25 protein-coding genes are annotated in these 22,806 nt (G+C 70.2%); 12 read left to right on the top strand and 13 right to left on the bottom strand.

What is annotated here, in order from left to right; genetic code table 11:
- Nucleotides 1-95: 95 nt before the first annotated feature.
- Together ACNNMR_RS22060 and ACNNMR_RS22055 are read right to left on the bottom strand one after the other, a co-directional pair.
- Nucleotides 96-2,615, bottom strand: coding sequence for an MFS transporter (locus ACNNMR_RS22060; RefSeq protein WP_419996388.1), 2,520 nt, complete (start codon nt 2,613-2,615; stop codon nt 96-98).
- Between the two features lie 11 nt (nt 2,616-2,626).
- Nucleotides 2,627-3,088 (bottom strand): MarR family winged helix-turn-helix transcriptional regulator, encoded by a 462-nt coding sequence (locus ACNNMR_RS22055; protein WP_419996387.1) that lies wholly within the window; start codon nt 3,086-3,088, stop codon nt 2,627-2,629.
- Between the two features lie 148 nt (nt 3,089-3,236).
- Here ACNNMR_RS22055 and ACNNMR_RS22050 point away from each other — a divergent pair, with 148 nt between their 5' ends.
- Nucleotides 3,237-3,449: a hypothetical protein gene (locus ACNNMR_RS22050; protein ID WP_419996386.1), complete on the top strand. Its 213-nt coding sequence runs from the start codon at nt 3,237-3,239 to the stop codon at nt 3,447-3,449.
- A gap of 4 nt (nt 3,450-3,453) precedes the next feature.
- Here the strand turns inward: ACNNMR_RS22050 and ACNNMR_RS22045 are convergent, their stop codons facing one another.
- From ACNNMR_RS22045 to ACNNMR_RS22025, 5 genes are all read right to left on the bottom strand, one after another.
- Nucleotides 3,454-4,146 carry a hypothetical protein gene (locus ACNNMR_RS22045; RefSeq protein ID WP_419996385.1) on the bottom strand — a complete coding sequence of 231 codons (693 nt, stop codon included), beginning with the start codon at nt 4,144-4,146 and terminating at the stop codon, nt 3,454-3,456.
- A gap of 59 nt (nt 4,147-4,205) precedes the next feature.
- Complete coding sequence (locus ACNNMR_RS22040) at nt 4,206-5,072, bottom strand: RNA polymerase sigma factor SigF (protein WP_419996384.1); 867 nt, start codon at nt 5,070-5,072, stop codon at nt 4,206-4,208.
- Between the two features lie 216 nt (nt 5,073-5,288).
- Nucleotides 5,289-6,086: an RNA polymerase sigma factor SigF gene (locus ACNNMR_RS22035; protein ID WP_419996383.1), complete on the bottom strand. Its 798-nt coding sequence runs from the start codon at nt 6,084-6,086 to the stop codon at nt 5,289-5,291.
- 148 nt (nt 6,087-6,234) lie between these two features.
- Nucleotides 6,235-6,414, bottom strand: coding sequence for a hypothetical protein (locus tag ACNNMR_RS22030; protein ID WP_419996382.1), 180 nt, complete (start codon nt 6,412-6,414; stop codon nt 6,235-6,237).
- A gap of 430 nt (nt 6,415-6,844) precedes the next feature.
- The gene (locus ACNNMR_RS22025; RefSeq protein ID WP_419996381.1) at nt 6,845-7,612 is read right to left on the bottom strand and encodes an SDR family NAD(P)-dependent oxidoreductase; all 768 of its coding nucleotides are present in this window, start codon (nt 7,610-7,612) and stop codon (nt 6,845-6,847) included.
- 153 nt (nt 7,613-7,765) lie between these two features.
- Here ACNNMR_RS22025 and ACNNMR_RS22020 point away from each other — a divergent pair, with 153 nt between their 5' ends.
- Nucleotides 7,766-9,364, top strand: coding sequence for a sigma-70 family RNA polymerase sigma factor (locus ACNNMR_RS22020; RefSeq protein ID WP_419996380.1), 1,599 nt, complete (start codon nt 7,766-7,768; stop codon nt 9,362-9,364).
- Here the strand turns inward: ACNNMR_RS22020 and ACNNMR_RS22015 are convergent.
- Together ACNNMR_RS22015 and ACNNMR_RS22010 are read right to left on the bottom strand one after the other, a co-directional pair.
- On the bottom strand, nt 9,361-10,605 hold the full coding sequence (locus ACNNMR_RS22015) for an RICIN domain-containing protein (RefSeq protein ID WP_419996379.1): 1,245 nt from the start codon (nt 10,603-10,605) through the stop codon (nt 9,361-9,363). The genes ACNNMR_RS22020 and ACNNMR_RS22015 overlap by 4 nt on opposite strands.
- Nucleotides 10,606-10,710: 105 nt before the next feature.
- Nucleotides 10,711-11,721 carry a LacI family DNA-binding transcriptional regulator gene (locus ACNNMR_RS22010; protein WP_419996378.1) on the bottom strand — a complete coding sequence of 337 codons (1,011 nt, stop codon included), beginning with the start codon at nt 11,719-11,721 and terminating at the stop codon, nt 10,711-10,713.
- Between the two features lie 166 nt (nt 11,722-11,887).
- On the opposite strand from ACNNMR_RS22010, the gene ACNNMR_RS22005 reads away from it, so the two are divergent.
- The 5 genes from ACNNMR_RS22005 (at nt 11,888) to ACNNMR_RS21985 (ending at nt 16,995) form a co-directional block, all read left to right on the top strand.
- Nucleotides 11,888-13,186, top strand: a complete 1,299-nt coding sequence (locus ACNNMR_RS22005) for an extracellular solute-binding protein (protein WP_419996377.1) — start codon at nt 11,888-11,890, stop codon at nt 13,184-13,186.
- Nucleotides 13,183-14,097, top strand: coding sequence for a carbohydrate ABC transporter permease (locus tag ACNNMR_RS22000; protein ID WP_419996376.1), 915 nt, complete (start codon nt 13,183-13,185; stop codon nt 14,095-14,097). Before ACNNMR_RS22005 ends, ACNNMR_RS22000 begins: the two co-directional genes overlap by 4 nt.
- A 4-nt stretch (nt 14,098-14,101) precedes the next feature.
- Nucleotides 14,102-14,941, top strand: coding sequence for a carbohydrate ABC transporter permease (locus ACNNMR_RS21995; protein WP_419996375.1), 840 nt, complete (start codon nt 14,102-14,104; stop codon nt 14,939-14,941).
- Between the two features lie 17 nt (nt 14,942-14,958).
- Nucleotides 14,959-15,876: a nucleoside hydrolase gene (locus ACNNMR_RS21990; protein WP_419996374.1), complete on the top strand. Its 918-nt coding sequence runs from the start codon at nt 14,959-14,961 to the stop codon at nt 15,874-15,876.
- A gap of 459 nt (nt 15,877-16,335) precedes the next feature.
- A complete protein-coding gene (locus ACNNMR_RS21985) occupies nt 16,336-16,995 on the top strand; it encodes an HAD family hydrolase (RefSeq protein ID WP_419996373.1) in 660 nt (219 codons plus the stop codon).
- Here the strand turns inward: ACNNMR_RS21985 and ACNNMR_RS21980 are convergent.
- From ACNNMR_RS21980 to ACNNMR_RS21965, 4 genes are all read right to left on the bottom strand, one after another.
- Complete coding sequence (locus ACNNMR_RS21980; protein WP_420000434.1) at nt 16,977-17,783, bottom strand: DUF1932 domain-containing protein; 807 nt, start codon at nt 17,781-17,783, stop codon at nt 16,977-16,979. The two genes, ACNNMR_RS21985 and ACNNMR_RS21980, sit on opposite strands and share 19 nt — an antisense overlap.
- A 29-nt stretch (nt 17,784-17,812) precedes the next feature.
- Nucleotides 17,813-18,400 carry a guanylate kinase gene (locus ACNNMR_RS21975; RefSeq protein ID WP_419996372.1) on the bottom strand — a complete coding sequence of 196 codons (588 nt, stop codon included), beginning with the start codon at nt 18,398-18,400 and terminating at the stop codon, nt 17,813-17,815.
- Nucleotides 18,397-19,401 (bottom strand): AAA family ATPase, encoded by a 1,005-nt coding sequence (locus tag ACNNMR_RS21970; protein WP_419996371.1) that lies wholly within the window; start codon nt 19,399-19,401, stop codon nt 18,397-18,399. Before ACNNMR_RS21970 ends, ACNNMR_RS21975 begins: the two co-directional genes overlap by 4 nt.
- A 250-nt stretch (nt 19,402-19,651) precedes the next feature.
- On the bottom strand, nt 19,652-20,002 hold the full coding sequence (locus ACNNMR_RS21965; protein WP_419996370.1) for a winged helix-turn-helix domain-containing protein: 351 nt from the start codon (nt 20,000-20,002) through the stop codon (nt 19,652-19,654).
- Between the two features lie 437 nt (nt 20,003-20,439).
- Here ACNNMR_RS21965 and ACNNMR_RS21960 point away from each other — a divergent pair, with 437 nt between their 5' ends.
- The 5 genes from ACNNMR_RS21960 (at nt 20,440) to ACNNMR_RS21940 (ending at nt 22,777) form a co-directional block, all read left to right on the top strand.
- The gene (locus ACNNMR_RS21960) at nt 20,440-20,826 is read left to right on the top strand and encodes a RapZ C-terminal domain-containing protein (protein WP_419996369.1); all 387 of its coding nucleotides are present in this window, start codon (nt 20,440-20,442) and stop codon (nt 20,824-20,826) included.
- A 46-nt stretch (nt 20,827-20,872) separates the two neighbouring features.
- Nucleotides 20,873-21,058 carry a hypothetical protein gene (locus ACNNMR_RS21955; protein ID WP_419996368.1) on the top strand — a complete coding sequence of 62 codons (186 nt, stop codon included), beginning with the start codon at nt 20,873-20,875 and terminating at the stop codon, nt 21,056-21,058.
- A 98-nt stretch (nt 21,059-21,156) separates the two neighbouring features.
- Nucleotides 21,157-21,450 carry a hypothetical protein gene (locus ACNNMR_RS21950; RefSeq protein WP_419996367.1) on the top strand — a complete coding sequence of 98 codons (294 nt, stop codon included), beginning with the start codon at nt 21,157-21,159 and terminating at the stop codon, nt 21,448-21,450.
- The gene (locus ACNNMR_RS21945; RefSeq protein WP_419996366.1) at nt 21,447-22,400 is read left to right on the top strand and encodes a conjugal transfer protein; all 954 of its coding nucleotides are present in this window, start codon (nt 21,447-21,449) and stop codon (nt 22,398-22,400) included. Before ACNNMR_RS21950 ends, ACNNMR_RS21945 begins: the two co-directional genes overlap by 4 nt.
- Nucleotides 22,400-22,777, top strand: coding sequence for an RRQRL motif-containing zinc-binding protein (locus tag ACNNMR_RS21940; protein WP_419996365.1), 378 nt, complete (start codon nt 22,400-22,402; stop codon nt 22,775-22,777). The genes ACNNMR_RS21945 and ACNNMR_RS21940 overlap by 1 nt, the downstream gene beginning before the upstream one ends.
- The last annotated feature ends 29 nt before the right edge of the window (nt 22,778-22,806 follow it).

Below are 22,806 nucleotides of genomic sequence, written 5' to 3'. Positions count from 1 at the left end.
AACGAACCGTAGCCTCCGGCGCCCCGCGCCCCCGGGCCGTCCCTTGCCCGGGGGCGCTCCCACTCCGCAGTGTGGGGTGCCGGAGGCTCCGGCGGTCAGTCGGCCGGCTGGTGGCCGAGGGTGATGTCGCGGCCTTCCGCGCCTTCGCCGGTGAGGGTGAGGCGGGTCGCGACGGGGGCGTAGCCGCTGGCCGTGAGGGTGTACGGGCCCGCGTCCAGGTCGGTGAACTCGTACCGCCCGTCCGCCCCCGTCAGCTTCGACGCCACCACCGTGCCCGCGCCGTCGACCAGCGTGACCAGCGCGTCCCGTACGGGCGGGCCTGCCGTCTCCGCGCCGTCCTCGCCGATCAGCGCCGTCCGTACGGTCCCGGAGAGCCGGGCCGCCGGGTCCAGCGCGATGCGGGCGCCGGTCGGGGTGCTCGCGCCCACCTCGACCGGGACCGCCGCGGGGCGGAAGCCGGGGGCGGTGACCGCGGCGGTCGACGGGCCCGGGGTGAGCTCCGCGAGGGCGAAGCCGCCGTGGTCGTCGGTCTTGACGGTGCCGAGGACCTCGCCGCGGGCGTCGCTGACGATGACGGTCGCGCCGGGCAGGGGGCGGCCGTCGGTCGCGGCGATCACCGTGCCGGTGAGGGTGCCGGTGCCGGGGAGCAGGATGTCCTGGTGGACGGGGGCCTGGCCGGTCACCACCGTGGTCGCCTGGGGCTGGTGGCCGTCGGCGGCGGCGATGAGGACGTACGAGCCGGTGCCCGGGGTGGGGACGTCGTACGAGCCGTCGGGGCGGGCGACCGCGCGCCCCAGCTGGCGGCCGCTGGCGGAGATCAGGGTGATCACGGCCCGGGGGACTGGCGTTCCGTCGGCGTTGCGGACGGTTCCGCGGATGGCGTTGACGTCGCTCGGCGGTGCGCTGGGCTCGGGCTCGGTGCCAGGAGAGACGGCGGCCGCCGGTTCCGCTGTGCCCGCCCGTTCCGCCCCGGCGGAACGCACGCCCACAGCGTTGTCGCTGGTGGCGAGCTCGTCTGTCTGCTCCGCGCCGCTCCTCGTCTTCAGCGGGACCTCCTTGATGAACAGGACCGCCACCAGCGCCACCACCAGCAGCGGTGCCGCGTAGCGGAAGACATCGCCGATGCCGTTCCCGTACGCCGTCTCGATGACCTCGCGGACGGGAGCCGGCAGGGTGTCCAGCTTCGGGATGCCGGTGCCGCCCGAGGCGCTCTGGTGGATGCCGAGGGCTGCCAGGCCGTCGGTCGTGTAGTCCTTCACGTGGTGGGCGAGCAGCGCGCCCAGCGCGGAGACGCCCGTCGCGCCGCCGAGCGAGCGGAAGAAGTTGACCGTCGACGAAGCCGCGCCGAGGTCCTTCGGGTCGACCTGGTTCTGGGTGCAGAGGACGAGGTTCTGCATCATCATGCCGATGCCCAGGCCGTAGACGGCCATGAAGACCGCCACGTGCCAGTACTCGGTGTCGTGCCGCATCGTCGACAGCGCACCCGCGCCGCCCGCGAGCAGCACCGCGCCCGAGACCAGCCAGGCCTTCCAGCGTCCGGTACGGGTGATGATCCGGCCGGAGACGGTGGAGGAGACGAACAGGCCGCCGATCATCGGGATCGTCATGACCCCGGCCATCGTCGGCGACTCGCCGCGCGCCAGCTGGAAGTACTGGCTGAGGAAGATCGTCGCGCCGAACATCCCGACGCCGACGAAGAGCGAGCCGATCGACGCGAGCGCGATCGTGCGGTTGCGCAGCAGCCGCAGCGGGATGATCGGCTCGCTCACCTTCGACTCGGTGATCACGAACAGCACGGCCAGCAGGACCGAGCCGCCCACCATCGCGTACGTCTCGTTCGACGCCCAGTCGTACTTGTCGCCCGCCAGCGACACCCATATCAGCAGCAGCGAAGCCGCCGCGCTGATGAAGAAGGCGCCCAGCCAGTCGACCTTGACCTTCCGCTTCACCACCGGCAGGTGCAGGGTCTTCTGCAGCACGATCAGCGCCAGGACGGCGAAGGGCACGCCCACGTAGAAGCACCAGCGCCAGCCCAGCCACGACGTGTCGGTGATGACGCCGCCGAGCAGCGGGCCGCCGACGGTGGCGACGGCGAAGGTGGCGCCGAGGTAGCCGGAGTAGCGGCCGCGGTCCCGCGGCGCGATCATCGCGGCCATGATGATCTGGGCGAGGGCCGAGAGGCCGCCCATGCCGATGCCCTGCACGACGCGGCAGGCGATCAGCATCCCGGCGCTCTGCGACAGGCCCGCGACGATCGACCCGGCCACGTAGATGACCAGCGCCAGCTGGACGAGGACCTTCTTGCTGAACAGGTCGGCGAGCTTGCCCCACAGCGGCGTGGTCGCCGTCATCGACAGCAGGGTGGCGGTGACCACCCAGGTGTACGCCGACTGGCCGCCGCCGAGGTCGGCGATGATGTGCGGCAGGGCGTTGGAGACGACGGTCGAGGACAGGATGGCGACGAACATGCCGAGCAGCAGCCCGGACAGCGCCTCCATGATCTGCCGGTGGGTCATCGGCGCGCCGCCGCCGCCATGTGGCGGGTGAGCCGGGGCCGCGTGGGCCCCGTGCGCGCGGTGGCCATCACGCACACCGGCCGGTGTGGTCTGAGCCATGAGCTTCCTTACTACTTTGCTGGTGCTTCTTCACGTACGTACGGCCGCGGCAGCCCGAAGCTGGTCCGCAGCCGGGTCATGAGCTCGGTGAGCCGTACGACGTCGTCGTCCGGCCAGTCCGCGAGCGAGGCGGCGAGCGCCTGGGTGTAGCGGCGGGAGATGTCGTCGAGCAGCCGCTCGCCGTCCTCGGACAGGCGCAGCAGCTTCGAGCGCTTGTCGGCCGGGTCGCAGCGGCGCTCGATCCAGCCCTGGTCCGCGCAGTACGCGAGGTGCCGGCTGGCGACCGACACGTCCACGTCGAGCAGCTCCGCCAGCCGGCCGAGCCGCAGCTCGCCGCGCTGGCGCAGCAGGCTGAGGACGACCGACGAGGACGGTGAGCAGTGCGCGGGCAGCGCGCGGCCGAGTTCCCGGCGGATCGGGCCGATGACGCCGATCTGCCGGGCGAGCTCCTCGTACTGCGCCTGTGTGGCCATGGCTACCCGCCCCTTGGACTTAAGTTGCTTAGGGCAACCATAATCTTGTTGGTTGCTACACGCAAATGAATCACCCGGGCGGTTCAGGTGTGCAGATCCGGTGGCCTTCGTTCCGTTGGGCGGGGCGGATTCGCTAGGGTCCTGCTCCATGGCTCACAACCCCCAAGGACAGGCCCCGGGACCGATGGACGACCCGGCCGGCAACACTCAGATGTTCCGCGCGTTCGTCGACGAGGGCGGCCCGCAGCAGCAGCGCCGCGTCGCCGCGCCGGAGAGCAGCGGCTCGCGGGTCGGCGTGATCGTCGGAGTGATCGCGGTGGTCGTCGTGCTCGCCGGTGCTGCCTGGCTGGCGCTGAGCTAGCCGCTCACTTCCACTTCACGTCGATGTCCTGCGTCTCGACGTGCATGCCGATCGGCACCCGCCACTCCTCCACGCACACCGTCCACGTCTTCGTGACGCTGTCCCCGCCCGCGATCGGCGCGGGCAGCTCGCGCTTGCCCTCGATCGTCGCCCAGTCGATGCCGAGGCCGCCGATGACGTGGGTGCCGAAGGTCACGGTGCCGGAGCGGATCGGGGATTCGCCGGTGTTCGCGAAGCGCATGGTGACCTTGTTGCACCAGCGCTTGTCGGTCTTGGCCAGCTTCGGGTCGCCGGTCTTCAGGACGGCCGGGCCCGCCGGCCCGGAGGCGGACGAAGAGCCGTCATCGCCGGGCGCCGAGCCCGATGGCGTACGGGACGAGCCCCCGCCCGAGCCGCCGTCGCCGGACCCGCCGCCGTCGCCGCTGCCCTCGCCCCCGCCCGTACCGGAGGCCGAGCTCTCGCCGCCCTTCGACGGTGACGAGGAGCCCCGGTCGCCGTCCGGGCGCTTCTCCTTCGGCAGCGGCACCATCGAGACGTCTTCCTGGGGCGGCTTGGCCGATGCCGGGCCGGAGGCGGGGGCCTCCGCGCCCACCGCGGCATAGCTGGGCCTGCCGCCCTCGGAGCATCCCGTGAGCAGCACCGCCCCGGCGCAGGCCGGGGCGGTGACGTATGCGAGCACGCGCAGAGTCCGACGCATCCCGCCAGTGTTCCTGACGGGGCGTCAGGTGTGAAGGGGGCGGCCGCGAACCACTGCGGTCAGTCCGCGATCAGGCCCTCCCGCAGGGTGGAGAGCGTGCGGGTGAGCAGCCGGGAGACGTGCATCTGGGAGATGCCGACCTGCTCGCCGATCTGGGACTGGGTCATGTTCGCGAAGAAGCGGAGCATGATGATCTGCCGCTCACGGGCCGGGAGCCGGGCCAGCAGCGGCTTGAGCGACTCGCGGTACTCGACGCCCTCCAGGGCGGTGTCCTCGTAGCCGAGGCGGTCCGCGAGGGAGCCCTCGCCGCCGTCGTCCTCCGGGGCGGGGGAGTCGAGCGAGGAGGCGGTGTACGCGTTGCCGACCGCCAGGCCGTCGACGACGTCCTCCTCCGATACGCCGAGGTACTTGGCGAGTTCGGGGACGGTTGGGGAGCGGTCGAGCTTCTGCGACAGGTCGTCGCCCGCCTTGGTGAGGGCGAGGCGCAGCTCCTGCAGCCGGCGCGGGACGCGCACCGACCAGGAGGTGTCGCGGAAGTAGCGCTTGATCTCGCCGACGACCGTCGGCATGGCGAAGGTCGGGAACTCCGTGCCGCGGGCGCAGTCGAAGCGGTCGATCGCCTTGATCAGGCCGATGGTGCCGACCTGGACGATGTCCTCCATCGGCTCGTTGCGGCTGCGGAAGCGGGCCGCGGCGTAGCGGACGAGCGGGAGGTTGAGTTCGATCAGGGTGTCGCGGACGTAGGTGCGCTCCGGGCTGTCCTCGTCGAGCGTGGCCAGCCGCAGGAACAGGGAGCGGGAAAGCGTGCGGGTGTCGAGGGAGTCCCCTGTCGAGGGCCGAGGCGCCGGGATGTCTGCGGTCTTAGCGTTCGCAGCCGCCGGAGCGTCGCGGTCAATCACCTTGGTGCTGCCCAGTTCTACGGACATGCCACCCCCTTTGAGGTCGCGGTCGGGTCGCAGCCGAGCTCCTCGGCGTTCAAGAAGCGCAGCCTCCACCTGAATACCGGAGGCCGGGCCGCGGCAAACGCAGTTCCAGCAGAATGTCACAAGTCAGCAACACGACCTAGCGCCAAGTCGACATATCTGCGCAGATCGGCAGCGTGCGAGGCCCTGGGAGCCCCGTACCAGTGCTACCCGATCAGGTTAGGAATCGATCCGGTTTGCGGATCGCAGCTTCGCGAAGCTGCGCGACAGAAGCCGCGATACGTGCATCTGCGACACGCCGAGCTCGGCGCTGATCTGCGACTGGGTGAGGTTGTTGTAGTAGCGCAGCAGCAGGATCCGCTGCTCCCGCTCGGGGAGCTGGACCAGCAGGTGGCGGACGAGATCGCGGTGCTCGACGCCGGTCAGCTCGGGGTCCTCGTAGCCGATCCGGTCGAGCAGCCCCGGTGTCCCCTCGCCCTCCTGGGCGGCCTCCAGGGAGGCGGCGTGGTACGAGCGGCCGGCCTCGCGGCACTGCCGCACCTCGTCCTCGCTGACGCACAGCCGCTCGGCGACCTCGGCGGTGGTGGGGGTGCGGCCGTGCAGGGTGGTGAGGTCCTCGGTGGCGCCGTTCACCTGCACCCACAGCTCGTGCAGGCGGCGGGGGACGTGGACGGTGCGCACGTTGTCGCGGAAGTAGCGCTTGATCTCGCCGACGACGGTCGGCATCGCGAAGGTGGGGAACTGGACCCCGCGGGTCGGGTCGAAGCGGTCGATGGCGTTGATCAGGCCGATGGTGCCGACCTGGATCACGTCCTCCATCGGCTCATTCCGGCTGCGGAAGCGGGCCGCGGCGTACCGGACCAGGGGGAGGTTGGCCTCGATCAGCGCGGCCCGTACCCGGTCGTGCTCCGGGGTGCCGCGCTCCTGGGCGAAGAGCTCCTGGAAGAGCACCTGGGTCAGGGCCCGGGTGTCCGTGGGCCGGCCCGGCTGTGCGGGTAGGGCAGCGCTCGCGGACAACGGAATCCTCCACCCCTGCACGACCGGACATTTTTGGGAAAAGCGGTCATAGCATCACAAGAACTGCGTAGGGTGTGCAAGCACCGTAATTCGCCGTGTTGGCGGTCGCTTTGAGCGCCACGCTGGGGCTATGGGCGCGGCAGCGGGATCATTTCTCGTCGGTGGCCTGATTCAGCAGGTCGGCCATGAAGTCGAAGAGGCCCTTGACCAGCTGCGAGATCCACTCGAAGAGCACCTGGACCAGGTCGGCCGCCTGGGCCGGTGAGGCGACGATCGCATACACCGCGAAGAGGCCGACCGCGGCCAGTGAGATCTTCTTGAAGTCCATGGTCGTCCCCGCCTCCCCTGCGGTGCGCCTTGCGCGCTCTGTGCGCCCTGCGACACAGCCACCGTGCCCGCCCGTTCCCCGGCCCAACCGCCGAGTCTATCGGGGCGTTAAGCCCTCACCTGAGTTTTCAGGACCAAAGGCCCGTAGGCCAGGGTCTTTCGCGGGATCCACACACCGTCTACGTACCGCACGATGGATATCAAGCCCGGAGGGTCTGGCAGGAACTCCGACGGGCGAGGGACAGACCGCACTGCGTGGTCCGCTGCAGCTTCCCCCCAGCGCGGCGTGACTTGCAGGTCTGTCCTCATCGGGGGAGGCGGCTTGTCCCCCCGATGCCGCCTCCCCCGCCCCCCTCCTTCTGGCGGGGGGTTTTTACGTCTGCAGGAACGTTTCCGGCGTACGGCGGCTCACCCGCCCGCAGCCCGCCGGCTCACTCGCCCGCGGCCTGCCGCCACATCCGCCGGGACGCCGCCCGCAGCAGGCCCCGCGGCGCCAGCCGCAGCGCGGGCACCAGCGCCTTGTACTGAGCGCCCGGCACGCACCGCGACCGCCCGGCCGCCACCGCCTCCAGGCCCGCCCGCGCCACCGCCTCCCGGCGCAGCCACAGCAGCCCGCCGGCCGAGTCGTCGGTTTTGGTGAAGCCCGGGCACAGCGCCGTCACGTGCACCCCGCCCGCGCGCATCTCGGCGTGCAGGCTCTCCGTCAGCGCCGCGACGTACGCCTTCGTCGCCCCGTACACCGCACTCCCGGGCGCCGGGGCGAACGCCGACATCGACGCGACATTCAGCACCCCGCCCCGCCCGGCCCGCAGCATCGCGGGCAGCGCGGCGTGGGTGAGGCGGGTCAGCGCCACCGCGTTGAGCTCGACCTCCGCCAGCTGGTCGGTGAGCGGCAGTTCGGCGTACGGGCCGAAGGCCCCGTATCCCGCGTTGTTCACCAGCAGCTCGCAGCTGCCGTCCCGCAGCCGCTCCTCGACCGCCGCGCGCTGCGCCGGGTCGGTGAGGTCGGCGGGCATCGCCTCGGCCCGTACGCCGTGCTGCTCGTGCAGCTCGTCGGCGAGCGACTTCAGCCGCTCCGCCCGTCGCGCGACGAGTGCGACATCGACGCCGCGCGCGGCCAGCAGCCGCGCGAAGCTCTCCCCTAACCCGCTGGACGCGCCCGTCACGAGCGCGGCGCGGTAACGGTACGCTCCGGCCATGGCGACGGAGGCTAGCCCAGCGGGGCGCGGAGGGGAACGTCTGTCCGATCCCCGCGCTTGGGTCACGTTCCGGTAACGCCGCGGGATGCCGCCGCCCGTACCCGCTCTACCTCCGCAGACATGGCTTTCCCACCCGACCCCAGGTCCCCGAGAGTGACCGAGACCACTGCCGACGCCGACCTGACGGCACGTATACGAAGCGGCCCCGCCCCGGCCGCGGACGCCGCCCTGGACGAGCTCTACCGCCGCCACCGCGACGCGGTCCTCGCGTACGCCCGGCACTGCACGCTGGACGCGCACACCGCGGAGGACCTCACGTCGGAGGCCTTCGCCCGCGCGCTGCACGCCGTGCGTGGCGGCAGCGGGCCGTCGGCCGGGTGGCGGCCGTACCTGCTGGCCACCGTGCGCCGCACGGCCGGGGCCTGGGCGCGTACGGCCCGCCGCACCGAGCTCTCCCCCGACTTCGAGACCTGGCTGACGCGCTCCGCGCCGGACGAGAGCGGCGAGGAGTCGCTGCTGCGGCGCGAGGACGAGGACCTGGTGCTACGCGCCTTCCACAGCCTCCCGGAACGCTGGCAGACGGCCCTGTGGCACTCCACGGTCGAGCGCGAGTCCCCGGACCGCATCGCGCCGCTGCTGGGCCTGACGCCGTCGGGCGCGGCCTCGCTGACCGCGCGGGCGCGGGAGGGCCTGCGCGAGGCGTACCTGGCGGCGCGGGTGGCGGACACGACGACTCCGGCGGAGTGCCGGCACTTCACGGGGCTGCTGGCGGCGTCGCTGCGGCGGGCGGGTCGGGGGCGGCGGGGTGCTCGCGGCCACCGCGGACTGGAGCGGCACCTGGCGGACTGCCCGCGCTGCCGGCGGGCGGGGGCGGAGCTGCGGGAGCTGAACAGCACGCTGACTGCGGTGCTGCCGGTGGGGGTGCTGCTTTGGGCTGGGGGATACGGGATCAAGGCGGGGAGTGAGGGTGCGGTGGCAGTGTCCAGTGCCGCCGCACCAGCCGGCATCGGTGCTGCCTCCGCGCCCGTCGGCGTCGGAGCCGCGCTCAAGGCCGGTGCCGTAGGCGCCTCCGTCATCGCCGTCTTCCTCGGCGGCTATGCCGTCCTCCCCGACCGCGGCGAGCCGCCCCCGCAGCCGTTGCCCGTCCCCACCGCCACCACCACGGGGCCGAACCCCGAGCCCACCCGGGAGCGCGGCCGGGACCGGGCGGCGGACCCTAAGCCGTCCCGTAAACCGTCCAGGACCCCCTCCAGCCGGGACGCGGGACCGCCCCCGAGCTGGTCCCCGGCCGCCGCCGACCGTGTCACCCTCCCCGTCGCCGCCACCGGCCGCTGCATGGACATCGCGGCGGGCGAGGGCGCCGAGCCGTACGAGAGCGCCTGTGACGGCGGCCGCAGCCAGCGGTGGGAGCTGCTCGTCGACCGGGCCGCGCAGGAGGTGCGGATCCGGAATTACGCGACCGGGATGTGCCTCACGCACACCGGCACCGAGACCGACGGCGCCCCGGTGCGCCAGCGCCGCGGCGCCTGCAAGGACGACGCGACGACGGCCCGCTGGACGTACTTCCGCACCGAGGGCAGCGACCGCGTCGCCTTCGCGCAGAAGGGCAGCAGCCTGTACTTCCTCGGCCTGGACGACTGGCACGAGGCCGCCGAGGGCGAGCGGCACGACCCGGACATCGGAACGACGGCGAATTACTACAACTCGCCGTCGCTCCGGTTTCGTTATGAGGGCACCGCGCTAGGCGGCTAGCCCTTCATCACGAACGACTTCGCACCATCCACCGCGATCGGCTCCCCGCCGCTCCGGTGCACGATGCTGTAGCCGTTACGGGCATCGCCCTGGTTCTCCTCGACCCACCAGTGCTGCTTCGCCGTCTGCGCGCACGCCTCCAGCACCGGGCTGCCGCCCGAACCCTTGGCCAGGCACTTCTCGCCCAGCTTGAACTTGAACCAGCCGTGCCCGCTGATCTCCCGCACCCACGTCTGGCCGTCACCACCGCACGCGGCGAGCTTGAGCCCGGACCCGTCAGCGGCAAGGCACTTGCCGCCCTCCTGATCGGCCAGCCGCGCCGCCACCGGCTTCGCGGCCTTGTCGCGGATCAGGTACGGGCTGCGCGCCACGTTCTGCGCCGGCTTCTCGGCCAGCTGCGTGCCCTTCGCCGGGCGCGGGTGGAAGTACGCGAAGTCGTCGCGCCCGCAGTCCAGCACGGCGCCGGAGCGCGGCGACGCACAGCGCGGGGACTCGTCGTAACCGCGGCAAATGGGGTCGTTCCCCTGGGCCTTGTCCTCGTCGCAGTGGGTGACGCCGAAGCCGTGGATCATCTCGTGCGTCATCGCACCCTCGCCCGCACAGCCCCAGGACACCTCGGACCAGCCGCCGTGCATGTCGGCGCGCGAGTCGGGCCCGGGAGCCCCCGCGGTGCCGCAGCCGTCCGGCTTGCCCGTGTCGTAGAAGAGCAGCAGCCGGTGAGTGCCGAGCCACTCATCCGCGCCCGCGCCCACCTTCTGCCGCACGGCCTCCTGCGCCTTCTCGCGCACATCGCCCATCGCGTGCTCCTCGCCGAGGCCCTTGACCGCGACGCTCATCACCTCGGGCTTGCAGTCCGCGTCCTGTACGAAGCGGGGGCGGCGGCTGTCGTTGTAGCCGGCGTACCGCTTGGCGCTGGCCTCGAAGGTCTGGTCGACGTCCCATATGACCTGCCGCACCGCGGCGGGCCCGGACTTCTTGGCCCCGGCCTCGGCCCGGTACACGTACACGGGCTGATAGCGCCCCTTGCCGTCACCTTCCTTGCCGTCGTCACACGCGACCGCGCCCACGGCGGCGGTCTTCGTAGCGGCGGCCACCTCAGCGGCGGATCTGGCGCCCGCGCCACCGTCCTCGCTCGCCCAACCGGGCATGCCCATCGCGGTCCACGTCAGCGCGATCGCAGCAGCGGCAGCCCCGCCGCCGAGCTTCCACCGCGCGGTGCGGTGCCGTCCTCTGGTACTCAAGGGTTCTCCTCCTGCAAGTGGGGGTCACAGGAGGAAAGCGCGGGTCAGAGGCGCCAGCCCGCGCCGTTATCGGGTCGTTACCAACGCTTAAGGGGTCATTGAAGATCAGGCCGATTCGCGCGGCACCAGCCGATGCGCGAGGACTATCTCCCGGGCCGCCCGCGTGCCGTCGCCGGCCAACGCGTCGAGCAGCAGCTGGGCCGCCGAGCGGCCGATCTCCCGCGCCGGGTTGAGCACCGTGGTCAGTGCGGGGGAGACCAGCGACGCCGCCTCGATGTCGTCGTATCCGGTGATCGCCACGTCGTCCGGTACGCGCAGTCCCGCCGCGTGCGCGGTGTCCAGGGCGCCGACCGCGATCAGGTCGTTGGCGCACACCACGGCGTCCGGCGGCTCCGCGGCGTTCAGTACGGTCGTCGCGCCCGTTCGCCCGCCCTCGCGCGTGAAGCTGGTCCAGACGACGAGGTCACCCGGCACCGGCAGCCCGGCCGCCTCCAGCGCCTTCCGGTAGCCCGCGAAGCGCTCCTCGCCCGGCTCCACCCCGGCTGCGCCGCCGATATACGCGATACGCCGGTAGCCGCGCCCCACGAGGTGGCTGACCAGGTCGTACATGCCCTCCGTCTCCGCCGCCCGCACCACATCGCCGAGCCCCGGCTCCAGCCGGCCGCCGAGTCGTACGAGCTTCGAGCCCGAGGCCACGATCCGGTCGAGGTCCTGGCGGGTGGCGCCGTACCGGCCGACGACGATGCCGTCGATGCGGCGGGCGACCAGCTGGCGGATCACCGCGGGCAGGTGCGGGCCGTCCATCGGGGCCTCGCAGACCACGGTGAGGTACTCGTGGGTCAGCGCGATCTCCTGCATGCCCGCGGCGATGGCGGTGTTGAACGGGTTGGTGATGTCCGGGACGACCAGGCCCAGGGTGCGGGTGCGCTGGGTGCGCAGGCCGCGCGCCGACGGGTCCGCCTGATAGCCGAGCCGCGCTATGACGCCCTCGACGCGCGCGCGGGTGGCGGCCGAGACCGGGCGGCGGCCGCTCAGGACGTGGGAGACCGTGGTGACGCTGACGCCCGCTTCGGACGCCACATCCACGATCTTGATCCGGCTCCCGCCGCGCACCATCGGCCTCCCGGTCTCTTCCAGTGCGGTCTGTTCAAGTGTTCTAGGTCACTCTATCCAACACGCAAAACGTTTTGTATCGTGCTTGCCATCGTGCCATACGGAGGCCTAGCCAGCGTACGCAAAACGATTTGGAGAAGCCGATGTCCATCGCAGGCAGGGAGCCCGCATGACGAGCTCTCCCAGCCGCAGAACCCTGCTCTCCGCCGCACTCGGCGCGGCGTCCGCGGCGGCCCTGGCCGGCTGCTCGGGCGGCGGCCGTACGGCGGACGGCAGAACGGCGGTGCGGTTCCTCGGCCCGGAGACCCCCGAGACCTTCCGGGCGGTCATCCGCGGCTTCGAGCGCGCCAACCCCGACCTGCGGATCGACTACACCGCGGTCCCTCCCGACCAGCTCAATGACGTACTCCAGCTGCGGCTCTCCGCCAAGGACAGCGCGATCGACGTGTACGCCGTCGACCAGCCGCGGGTCCCGGCGCTGACCGCCCGCGGCTTCCTCACCGACCTCGACCGGGTCGCGGCCCGCACCCGCGCCGCCGTCACCCCCGAGCAGTACGCCGTCAGCTCCTGGCAGGGCAAGCTCCGCTCGCTGCCCATCTGGACGTCCACCCAGTACCTCTTCTACAACGCGGACCTGCTGACCGCGGCGGGCATCGCCCTCCCGGGCGCGGCCCCCGCCGACCGCTGGAGCTGGGAGCGTACGAAGGCGGCGGGCCGCCGGGCGATGGACAAGGCCGTCGCCGACTACGCGCTGGTGCTGGAGCAGACCGATCTCTATTACGGGCTGCAGCCGCTCGTCGAATCCCTCCGCGGCGGCTCCGGCATCACCGGCAAGGACATGCTCACCCCCGCCGTCACCACCCGCGGCTGGGTCGACGCCCTGGAGTGGTACCGCACCCTGTTCGCCGACGGCTCGTCCCCGCGCGGCATCCCCTCGTACCAGCTCTCCGCGCTCTTCACCTCCGGCCGGGTGCCGTTCTTCGTCGGCGGCCCGTGGAACCTCGGCGCCTTCGCCGGACTCAAGGCCTTCAAGTGGGGCACCGCGCCGCAGCCGCAGTTCGCCGACGGACGCGCCGTCACCCCCACCGACTCCTGGTCCTGGGGCGTGAATCCGTACGCCGAACACCCCGACGCGGCGCTGCGGTTCATGGAATACGCCGCGCTGACCACCAAGGGCAGCCTCGCGACCGTCGAGGCGTCCCCGCTCATCCCGTCGAACCGCAAGGCCTTCGACGCCTATGCGGCGGGCCTGGAGCGCAAGGCCGAGAAGAGCACCGCCGGGGTCGCCACGATCATGCGGTACGAACTTGAGCACACCGCCGTCAGCCGGCCGCGCAGCATCGGCTACACGCAGTTCGAGACCGTCATGGGCGCCGCCTTCTCCGACATCCGCAACGGTTCCGCCGTGGCACCCCGGCTGGCGAAGGCCACCGGCGAACTGGTGAGCACCTGGGAGCGCCTGCGATGACCACCACCTCACCGACCCACACCCCGAAGCGGCCCGCGCGCAGCCGCCGCGCCTCGCAGGGCCGTACCGCCCTCTACTTCCTGGCCCCCGCGCTGCTCGCCCTTCTGGTGCTGCGGCTGCTGCCCGCCGCGATGGCACTCGTCAGCAGCCTGCGCCACCACAGCCTCGTCGACGGCGCCACCACCTTCGTCGGCCTGGGCAACTACGCCGACCTCTTCTCCGACCCCCAGTTCTGGCAGAGCGTCCGGGTGACGCTGCTGTTCAGCCTGGTCATCAACCCGCTCCAGGTGCTGCTCGCGCTCGGCCTCGCGGTGCTGCTCAACCGGCGGTTCGCGGGCGTTCGCTTCTGGCGCTCGCTGGTCTTCGCGCCCATCGCCGTGCCGCCCGCGGTGTCCGCCGTCATCTGGGGCGTCCTCTACCGCCCCGACGGGCCGCTCAACGCGATCCTCGGCACCATGGGCATCCCGCCGCAGCCCTTCCTCACCAGCTCGCAGCAGGCGCTCTTCGCGCTGATCGTGCTGATGTCCTGGGTCGGCGTCGGCTACTGGATGATGTTCCTGATCGCCGGCCTCCAGGACATTCCGCAGGAGTGCTACGACGCGGCGGCCGTCGACGGCGCCTCCGCCTGGCAGCGGTTCCGCCATGTCACGCTGCCGCTGCTGCGCCGCCCGCTCGCCTTCGTGCTGGTCGCCGCCACCGTCGCCAACTTCCTGGTGTTCGCGCCCGTGCAGCTGCTCACCCGCGGCGGGCCCGAAGGCTCCACGAATCTCATGATGTACGACGTGTTCCGCCGCGCCTACAGCGTCGGCGACATCAACTACGCCCAGGCCGAAGTGGTGGTGCTGGTCGCCATCACGCTCGCGGTGGTCGTCGTCCAGTTCCGGATGATGCAGGGCAAGGGCGAGGAGTGAACCGGTGAAAGCCACGAAGTCTCCGTCGCTGCGGCACATGCCGCTCATCGCCGCCGTCGTCATCGGCGTGCTGTTCGCGCTCCCGCTGCTGTGGGTGCTCGCGGGATCGCTGCGCCCGGGCGCCAAGGTGCTCGGCAGCCTCGACCGGGTGTCCTGGCGCAGCCTGATCCCGACCGACGCCACCCTGCACAATTACGTGACGCTGTTCCAGGGCGACTTCGGCCGCGCCGTACTCAACTCGGTCGGCGTCGCCGCCATCGCCGTACTGCTCGGCCTCGTGCTCTCCGCGACGGCCGCCTTCGCCCTCTCGGTCTTCGAGTTCCGCGGCCGCGGGCTGGTCTTCGCGGTGATCCTGCTCAGCTTCATGATCCCGTTCGACGCCATCGCGATCCCGCTGTCCGACATCTTCCGCGACTGGGGGCTGCAGAACACGTACGCGGGACTGATCCTGCCCGGCATCGGCAACGGTCTGGCGATCTTCCTGCTGCGGCAGTTCTTCCTTGCCATTCCGCGTGAACTCGTCGAGGCGGCCCGGATGGACGGGCTCAGCTGGTGGGGCGTCTTCGCGAAGATCTACGTGCCGCTGTCGCGGCCCGCGCTGATCGGCGCGGGGCTGACGCTGTTCACCTTCCAGTGGCAGTCCTACATGTGGCCGCTGCTCGTCGGCACCGAACCGGACAAGCAGCTCGGCCCGATCGCCCTCGGCACCCTCCAGGGGCAGATGGTCGTCGACTACGGCCAGGTCTTCGCCGCCGCCGTCGTCCTGACCGTCATCCCGCTCATCGTCCTGCTGCGCCTGCAGCGGTATTTCACCCAGTCCATCGCCGGCAGCGGCCTGAAGTGACCACCATGAAGCCGGCCATGAAACCCACCGACCCGAGGAACCCCGTGAACCACCACCCCGCCGACGTCCTCCTCGACACCGACATCGGCAGCGACGTCGACGACGCCCTCGCCCTCGGCGTCCTGCTCGGCTCGCCCGAGGCCCGGATCACCGGCATCACCACCGTCTACGGCGACACCACGCTGCGAGCCCGCCTCGCCCACCGGCTCGGCGCCCTCGCCGGCCACGACCTCACCGCCGTCCCCGGCGCCCGCGAGACCCTCTCCGGCAAGGACGTCTGGTGGGCAGGGCACGAGGGCAAGGCCTTCCCCGACCTGGACACCGAGCCCGTACGCGACGACATCGCCGCCGACCGCTACCTGGTCGACACCGTGCTGGCCCGCCCCGGCACCACCGACGTCATGGCCATCGCCCCACTCGCCAACATCGCCCGCGCGATCCGCCTCGACGACCGCTTCACCACGGGCGTACGCACCCTCTACATGATGGGCGGCAGCTTCGGCCCCGGAGCCAAGCCCGAGCACAACATCGTCAGCGACATCACGGCCGCCCGTATCGTCTTCGGCTCCGGCATCCGCACCGTCGTCACCGGCCTGGACATCACCACGCGGCTGCGCATCGAGCGGACCGGCATCGAGGCGATCCGGGCGGCGGGTGCGTACGGCGCCGCGCTCGCCCGCGAGATCGACGCCTGGACCGGCTTCACCGGCGAACCCTGGAGCGTCCCGCACGACCCGATCACCGCGCTCTCCCTGCTCCGCCCCGACCTCTACACCACCGAACGCGGCACGGTCGAGGTCACGCACGACGGGCTGACCGTCTTCACGGCCGACCCCGGGGGCCACGTGGACCTTGTCGTCGACGCCGACGTGGCGACGATCGCCGAGGAGATCGTCGCCCGGATCGTACGGGCCGCACGCAAAACACCCTCCTGATCGCGTTTCCGCAGATCAGGAGGGTGTGAGAGCGGTAGCGGTGGGATTTGAACCCACGGTTGGCTTGCACCAACACTCGCTTTCGAGTGGTGTTCGTACTGGTCAGGGGGCGATTCACGCACGTTCATGGCCGTACACGAGACGGTTTGGCGACCCACCGCGCACCGCCGTGAACCTGCGTGGACGGCCATGAACGAGACGGAAACTGAGACGGACGACGCCGCGAGCAGAGCGGAAGTCGCCTGCGGCGACTGCGACCCTTTCGGGCCCGGCAAGCCGGGCTTGCTGTAACACTCTGGGGGGTCGGTGTGACTGTGACAGCATACTGCTGTCGCGGCCATTCATGCAGGTCAGCGAGGGGGCTGTGACAGTGCGACAGGTGCGACACCCCCAGTGTTTCAGCGTTCTTCTACTCTCTTCCCTGTCTCAGTGGGTGTGACAGAGAGGAGAGCCCCGTAGATGCAGCACTTCGCGCTCTTCGACCTGGATAACACCTTGATCGACCGGCAGGCGGCTCTGAAGGTGTGGGCCCGTACATTCGCCGTGACCAGGGGCCTCCCGGGCGCTGAGCGACTGATCAGAGAAGCACTGCACTCGCGGGCCTACCCTCGCGACTTTGAATGGCTCCGCGCGGCTCTCGACGTCCGGGAGTCAGCTGCGGAGCTGTGGAGCGAGTACGCCGCCGGCGTGGCGGATAACGCGGCGTGCTCCCCTGGAGTGCGGCGCGGTCTCGGGGAGCTACGCGCGGCCGGATGGACGCTGGGTATCGCCACCAACGGAGCCACGGATATCCAGCGGGCAAAGATCGATCGAACCGGGCTTGCCGGTCTGGTCGACGGGGTGTGCGTCTCCGAGGAAGTAGGGGAGGTCAAGCCGGCGGCCGTGGTCTTCGAGGTCGCGGCGAAACGGTGCGGCGTGGAGCTGAACGGCGGCGGTTGGATGGTGGGAGACAACGCCGCGACCGACATAGCAGGAGGGCGGGATGTCGGACTGCGAACCTTATGGATCGCTGCTGGCCGACCGTGGCCCACCGACGACACCCGCCCGGACCTGGTTGCCGAGGACGCTTCCGCTGCAACGGCTCGGCTGCTGGCACTGGACTACTCCGAGCGGTCGTGAAGTAGGTCCAGGGCCTCTCGCATGTTCATAGATCGATCCTTCGCAGTCGCCCAATGGCCCATCACCCGCGCGGCAGCCTCAACGAGATCCGGGGGCAGATTCACCGCTGCGAGGGCACTTGCGGCCTCCCGCAGCTCTGGCGACCACCGCCATGCCCGCGCCGCGGTCTTCGGCACGTAGTCGGTCTCGCTCAGGTAGCTATTCGTGCGCCCCTGCGCGATATCGAGTAGCTCGTCTTCGACGCCGTATTCAGTGGCGAGGGCGTACGCCACCCCAACGAGCACTCGGCTCGTCTTCTGATAGCTGCTGTACGAGAGCTTCAGGGCGGAAGCTCGCCCGAGGCCACCCTCAAGCAAGTGTGTGTGCACCGCTGAGTCCGCGAAGATCTCAGCGACTTCCGTCAGCGCTGCCGCAGGTCCCGAGAGGTAAAGCCGAGCCCGCTTCGAATCGGACGGCGGGGAGCCGACGACAGCACCGTCTACGACGGTCGCGCCAGCCGTGGACACAACATCGCCGATCCTTGCCACCGTCTCAGGGGAGACCGCGTTTCCGTCCACGTAGATCCCGGAGAAGTGCAGTCCTGCCACCGCGTCGGCGACTTCCACGGCGTTGGCTGGCGGGCAGATGCTCAATATGACGTCGACACGCTCCGTCATGGCAGCAAGGTCACTCACGGCCGTGAGCCCGTGTTGTTCTGCTCGTTCCTTGCTCGCCGCGCTGCGACCCGCAGGGCACCACAGAACCTCGGTTCCTTGGCGTCTTGCCTGAGCGGCCACGGCAGCGCCCATGCTGCCGGGGTGGAGGATGCCGAGAACAGTCACTCGACCAGCCCTCGGATATCGCGGACCGCCGCGGGGGCGGCATCCAACACGGCGCCAGCGATGATGCCCGCGGTCTCTTCGGGGGCGCTCTGGTCGGTTCGGATTACGAGTGACCATGGCTCGCCAGGGTTGTCCAGGAGGTCTTGCCGTGTTTCGTGCCAGACCTTGAGCCTTGCCTCTACGTCCTTGTCGCCGCGCCCACGGCTGCGCTCGGCGGTCACCTCAAGCGGGCACCAAAGCAACACCTTCACCCAGTGGAGGGGGAAGGCACTGACCGCGTTCGCCCCCGCGACCTGGCCCATGTGTAGCACGGGGATACAGCCGGCGTCCGCCAGCGCGGAGAGTGCGGCGCGGTCAATGGCGTATTCGGCGTCGTACCGAGCATTGCGGTACAGGATCTCTCCGATCCGTGACAGCTGCTCAATGTGCTCCGACGTGGTGAGCCGGTAGCCGGTAGTGCGTCCAGGTCCGGCCTTAAGCCGCTGAAAGAGCGTGAACTCAGGTTGGGTACGGGTCAGTTCAGCTGTAATCGTGTCCTTCCCCGAGCCCGGAGGACCGTACAGGATTACCCCAGAGGTGCTCACAGGCCACCACCGTTCAGGATGTCTTGAGCCTCATCCACGAGCGTGACAGCGGCGCCGAGGTTGTTGTTCGCCACGAAGTGAGGGCCCTGCGGGCGCAACTTGAGGTCGAGTGACGCAAGGTACTCTTCCCAAGAATCCATTTTCCACATGTCGCGGGCTGCGCCCCGGAATTCAATGTACTCCCGCATGGACTCCGGATCGCATTCAACCCATATGGTCGAAAGTGCAACCTGCCTCGGGCGGCAGAAGTTCTGAAATCTCTGCATCCAGTCCGGCTGTGAGAACTCCGAGATGAACGGTGCATCCAGAATGACGGAAACGCCGGACCGGATATTCTCCTTCGCCACCTCGATGAGGCAGTGGTATTCGAGAGGGCGAACCTTCTCCCGATATAGATCCGAACTCCGGTCGTGTGCCTCGCCTCCGAGGGCTACAAGGAGTTGGTCAACGAGTCGGCGCGTGAGCGTGTCCTTATCTAGAATGGTCCAGCCGGTCAACCCTCCGAGAAACTTGGCGATCTCAGATTTCCCGGACCCGGCAAACCCTCCGACAAGCACCACGGAAGGCACGTCGACTACACCGCTTGATGCGGTCGTTCGTCGGAGCCATGCATTGACGATTCGTTCCCGGAAGGCGTCAGCATCCACGTCGTCCGTGCCTGCCTGAATGCTGCTGAGCGCCTTCCTGATGGCTTCGGAGGGCTCGGACGCCGTAGGTTCCGGCGCTATCGTGGCGATGCTCACTGCGGGCTCCTCTCCGGGGAGTGCTGGACGGAAGCCCAGTTCTGTTTCGCTACTGCGGTAGAGAATGCAATACGCACGTCGGTAATGCGGATTTGGGTGCGTGCCGTTCTCGTGGCTCCAGATGGTCTGGAAGTTGCCAGCCACGTTCAGCTTGTGCCGCTCGGCAATGTCGCGCAGCTTCTCTCCGACTTCTTCTAGGGTCAGTTCGAAACTTGTTCGGTGCTGATTAAGCAGGTTCGACTTTTCCTTGCGAGCCATCTTCCCCCCAGGGGTAGCAGCTTGACGGGCGTCAGTGTAGCGACTCATCTAGCGCCGCGAAACTTCGTGATACTGCGCGTATAAGAGCTCGTGTAAAACGAGCTGAAGCGAAGTCGGGTAGGCGTTCGTGATACCGATATTCCGGCCGTCGCTGTGGAATTGAGCACACCCCAACGAGGAGGTGCTCATGGACCGGCGCAGGGTCGGAGCGGTCAGCAGGCGGCCGAGTCAACTCGGTCGCGACTGCGGGTCAGTTGGCTTCGAGATCCGTCACGCGTTCGCTGAGCTTGGCGAGTGCGCTGCGGAGTTGGCCCACCTCATCCCGCAGCTCCGCGATCGCGCTCGTGGGGTCCGTTTTCTTGGCGACGTCTACGGCGTTGGCCGTGAGGAACGCCCCCTTCCCCTGGTGGCTGACGGCCAGCCCGTCAGCGTTGAGCTGCCGGACGGCCGCGCGAGCCGGCGTGACAGTGATCCCGTACTCGGTCTGAAGGGCCCCCAGGGACGGCAGCATGCCGGTCTCTGCGAACTCGCCTTCGGCGATCCGTCGCCGGAGGTCTTCCGCCACCTGCTGATATGCGGGCTTGCCGGTCCACTCGATCATTCGCACCTCACGTCTCATCGTGCCCTCTGGCTCATAGTGCCTAAGCCGCACAAGGAGAACCAGCACTCCGCGCACCTTGTTCCGTGGGGGCACTTGACGCACTATGGCTCACAGTGCACTATGACTCAAAGTTAGATCGGATCGATCCTGCAAGGGGACGGTCCGAGCAAAGCGCTTGACCTGCACAAACGCCCGGAGGGCCCCGTGGAACGGGTTCGAAGGAAGCGACTGCACTTTGACAACTGCATGGGGATCACGCCGCCTCTCCTCTGCCAAACGGCCAAGTAGGCGGTCACGCGGCTTACCGCGTGACGAACAGCGCAATCCATCGGTCCCGGGGTGCACGCGCGCCCCGACCGGTTGCCTCCCTCGTCCGTCTCCAACGGGCGGGGCCGAGGGGAGCCGGAACATCCACCTTCATTCGTTGGGAGAACGCCATGCGTCCTGCTGTTCGGATCATCTCGTTCGGTTACTTGCACCCAGGCCCGCCGCCGGAGGCGCACCTGACCATCGACCTGCGCCACCACTTCCGCGACCCGCACATCAGCCCGGACCTGAAGTACATGACCGCGCACGATGCCGAGGTCCGCACCACGGTGCTGAACACCCCCGGCATCGGCGCCCTGATCGACTCCACCGCGACGGCCGTTGCGGCGTTCGCCCTCGGACCGAGCGCGACGACCGTGCGCGTGTCCGTCGGGTGCGCGGGCGGCCGGCACCGCGCCCCGACGTTCGCCATGGCGCTGGCCGCGCAGCTGCGCGCGCTGGGCTTCGAGGTCACCGTCAATGACCTCGACCTGGCCAAGCCCGTCGTGACCCGCTGACCCAGCGCGCCCGCCACATTGTCAGCCCTCCGGAAAGGGGCACCACATGAGCTTCGCCGATTACGCCCGCAAGGCCGATGAGCTGCTGCAGGACGCGCTGAAGCCGACATGGCAGAAGTCCGAGGAAGACAAGGCACGCGTTCCCCAGTTGATCGCGGCAGCCGAGGTGTACGCCCGCCTCGCCGATGCCGCATCTCGGCTCCCCGACGGCGGGGAGAGCGAGACCGAGTGATCCGCCGCCGCTCACGCGGCGTGCCCCCGAGGCGGCCACCTCTCACCACCAGGCCGCGGCCGCCTCGACTCTCCGTCCCTTCGAATCTGGAGCACACCATGCGTTCGTACGTCAGCGGCCACCAGGCCGTATCAGCTGAAGACTTCGCAGAACTGGCCCTTGGCACACCGCCTGAACTGTGGCTCGGGGTACCGAACGAGAGCCCCGCAGAGCGCGCGGCTCGCCTGGACGCTGCACGCGACATCCTTGCCGAGTGGCCCGAGCTGCACGAGCGGGTCAGCCACCTGACGACCGGGGCACTTGAAGTCAACGCCCCGAAGCTCGCCGAGGTCATCGCCATCCCGCGGCCCGCCCAGCGGCGTCTGCGCCCCCGGAAGGGAGCGGCGGCATGAACACCCGCCGCACGTTGACCACGGCGCAGAAAGCCGTGTTGACCGCCGCCTTCCTGCCGATGGTCGCCACTGGCATCGCGGGGGGCATTGGGACGTTCAGCAACGTCAGCCGCGCGTACGGCCAGGGCACCGCACTGGGTGCGGTCGCCGCCGGTGAGGGCGCCACCGCGGTACTCGCCCTGGTCCTGCTGGGCTTGACTATGCTGGGCCAGGCCGCACCGCGCATCATCCGCGTGGGGCTGTGGGCGCTGCCGGCCGCCGCCTCCGTGATGTCCGCGATGGCCGGTGATGGCATCGGCCGCACGGTCATCTATGCGGTGACCCCGATGGGCATGTGCGTGGCCGCGGAGGGTATGGCCTTCCTCGCCCGTCGCATCGTGGTCCACCTTGACGGTCGCGACATCGAGGCCGAGGCGCAGGCCGCGGCCGTGGTTCGGGCGCTGGCCTACCACCGGGCCCGTGCGGTCAACCACCCGGACGCGAGCGTCCGCAAGGACTCGGAACGCGAGGCGTGGAAACTGGCTCGCGACATCGGGGCCGGGGACTACGCGCTTGGCGCGCAGCTGCTGCAGATCCAGCGTGAGCGGGTCACCAGCGGCGCCGATGCTGCCCTTGGGTCCATGTTCGCCGCCCTGGACAGCCCTGTCCGTCTGGCGGTGCCGAGCGGCAGCGCCCCGGCCCTCGCGGGGGAGTCCGAGCAGCCCAAGCCGCCGCGTAAGCGCGGCGGGAAGGGGCGCAAGGCCAAGCCTCCCGCGCGCACGCCCGAGCAGTTGCTCGCCGATGCACGCGATGTGACCGTCGCGTGGCCGGATGAGCAGCTGACGGCGGAGCGAATCCGTACCGCGGTGGGCTGCTCGCAGGCCAATGCCCGCACCCTGCGCGAGGCGCTGCGCGATGAGCGCCGCAACGGTGGACCGGCGCCGCTGCACGTGGTCGGGGGTGGTCGCTGATGTCGCCCGCGTTTGGCAAGTGCTACGACCCGCACGGCGCCCGCTACGGCGTGCCCACTTACCCGTGGAAGTTCGCCCCGGACGGGCTGGCCACCCGCCGGCAGTTACGTGCCCGCGGCCTGCGGCCGGGCGGGCAGGACATCGCCGCGCAGGTGATGCGGCAGAGCCGGGGCGGCGGGGTGCGGGTCGCCTACCTCTACGAGATCGGCCGGGCCAAGGCGGTGCGGCCGATGACCTCCCGCAAGTGGGGCGCGCTGGCGCTGGCCATGCTCGCCCGCCGCACCTGTCCGCAGTGCCGCACGGACGCGGGCTACTGCATCCCCGCCTCACTCGGGGTGTGCGTGCCGTGCGCCGACTCCAATACCGCTGCCGCGTAGCCGCGGCCCGAGCCTGCAAGGACCCGACG

This window comes from Streptomyces boninensis (genome assembly GCF_048572725.1).
GTDB classification, from domain to species: Bacteria; Actinomycetota; Actinomycetes; order Streptomycetales; family Streptomycetaceae; genus Streptomyces; species Streptomyces boninensis.
This window is presented reverse-complemented; position numbering and strand designations above follow the sequence as displayed.

Excerpts from the sequence above, each read along its gene's own strand:
- ACNNMR_RS21965 (WP_419996370.1), bottom strand. The coding sequence starts at position 20,002 with ATGATCGAGTGGACCGGCAAGCCCGCATATCAGCAGGTGGCGGAAGAC.
- ACNNMR_RS21955 (WP_419996368.1), top strand. The coding sequence starts at position 20,873 with ATGAGCTTCGCCGATTACGCCCGCAAGGCCGATGAGCTGCTGCAGGAC.
- ACNNMR_RS21945 (WP_419996366.1), top strand. The coding sequence starts at position 21,447 with ATGAACACCCGCCGCACGTTGACCACGGCGCAGAAAGCCGTGTTGACC.
- ACNNMR_RS21985 (WP_419996373.1), top strand. The coding sequence starts at position 16,336 with ATGCAGCACTTCGCGCTCTTCGACCTGGATAACACCTTGATCGACCGG.
- ACNNMR_RS22055 (WP_419996387.1), bottom strand. The coding sequence starts at position 3,088 with ATGGCCACACAGGCGCAGTACGAGGAGCTCGCCCGGCAGATCGGCGTC.
- ACNNMR_RS22060 (WP_419996388.1), bottom strand. The coding sequence starts at position 2,615 with ATGGCTCAGACCACACCGGCCGGTGTGCGTGATGGCCACCGCGCGCAC.
- ACNNMR_RS21970 (WP_419996371.1), bottom strand. The coding sequence starts at position 19,401 with ATGGCTCGCAAGGAAAAGTCGAACCTGCTTAATCAGCACCGAACAAGT.
- ACNNMR_RS21940 (WP_419996365.1), top strand. The coding sequence starts at position 22,400 with ATGTCGCCCGCGTTTGGCAAGTGCTACGACCCGCACGGCGCCCGCTAC.
- ACNNMR_RS22050 (WP_419996386.1), top strand. The coding sequence starts at position 3,237 with ATGGCTCACAACCCCCAAGGACAGGCCCCGGGACCGATGGACGACCCG.
- ACNNMR_RS22040 (WP_419996384.1), bottom strand. The coding sequence starts at position 5,072 with ATGTCCGTAGAACTGGGCAGCACCAAGGTGATTGACCGCGACGCTCCG.
- ACNNMR_RS22030 (WP_419996382.1), bottom strand. The coding sequence starts at position 6,414 with ATGGACTTCAAGAAGATCTCACTGGCCGCGGTCGGCCTCTTCGCGGTG.
- ACNNMR_RS22005 (WP_419996377.1), top strand. The coding sequence starts at position 11,888 with ATGACGAGCTCTCCCAGCCGCAGAACCCTGCTCTCCGCCGCACTCGGC.
- ACNNMR_RS22045 (WP_419996385.1), bottom strand. The coding sequence starts at position 4,146 with ATGCGTCGGACTCTGCGCGTGCTCGCATACGTCACCGCCCCGGCCTGC.
- ACNNMR_RS21960 (WP_419996369.1), top strand. The coding sequence starts at position 20,440 with ATGCGTCCTGCTGTTCGGATCATCTCGTTCGGTTACTTGCACCCAGGC.
- ACNNMR_RS21990 (WP_419996374.1), top strand. The coding sequence starts at position 14,959 with ATGAAACCCACCGACCCGAGGAACCCCGTGAACCACCACCCCGCCGAC.
- ACNNMR_RS22010 (WP_419996378.1), bottom strand. The coding sequence starts at position 11,721 with ATGGTGCGCGGCGGGAGCCGGATCAAGATCGTGGATGTGGCGTCCGAA.
- ACNNMR_RS22000 (WP_419996376.1), top strand. The coding sequence starts at position 13,183 with ATGACCACCACCTCACCGACCCACACCCCGAAGCGGCCCGCGCGCAGC.
- ACNNMR_RS21980 (WP_420000434.1), bottom strand. The coding sequence starts at position 17,783 with ATGGGCGCTGCCGTGGCCGCTCAGGCAAGACGCCAAGGAACCGAGGTT.
- ACNNMR_RS21950 (WP_419996367.1), top strand. The coding sequence starts at position 21,157 with ATGCGTTCGTACGTCAGCGGCCACCAGGCCGTATCAGCTGAAGACTTC.
- ACNNMR_RS22025 (WP_419996381.1), bottom strand. The coding sequence starts at position 7,612 with ATGGCCGGAGCGTACCGTTACCGCGCCGCGCTCGTGACGGGCGCGTCC.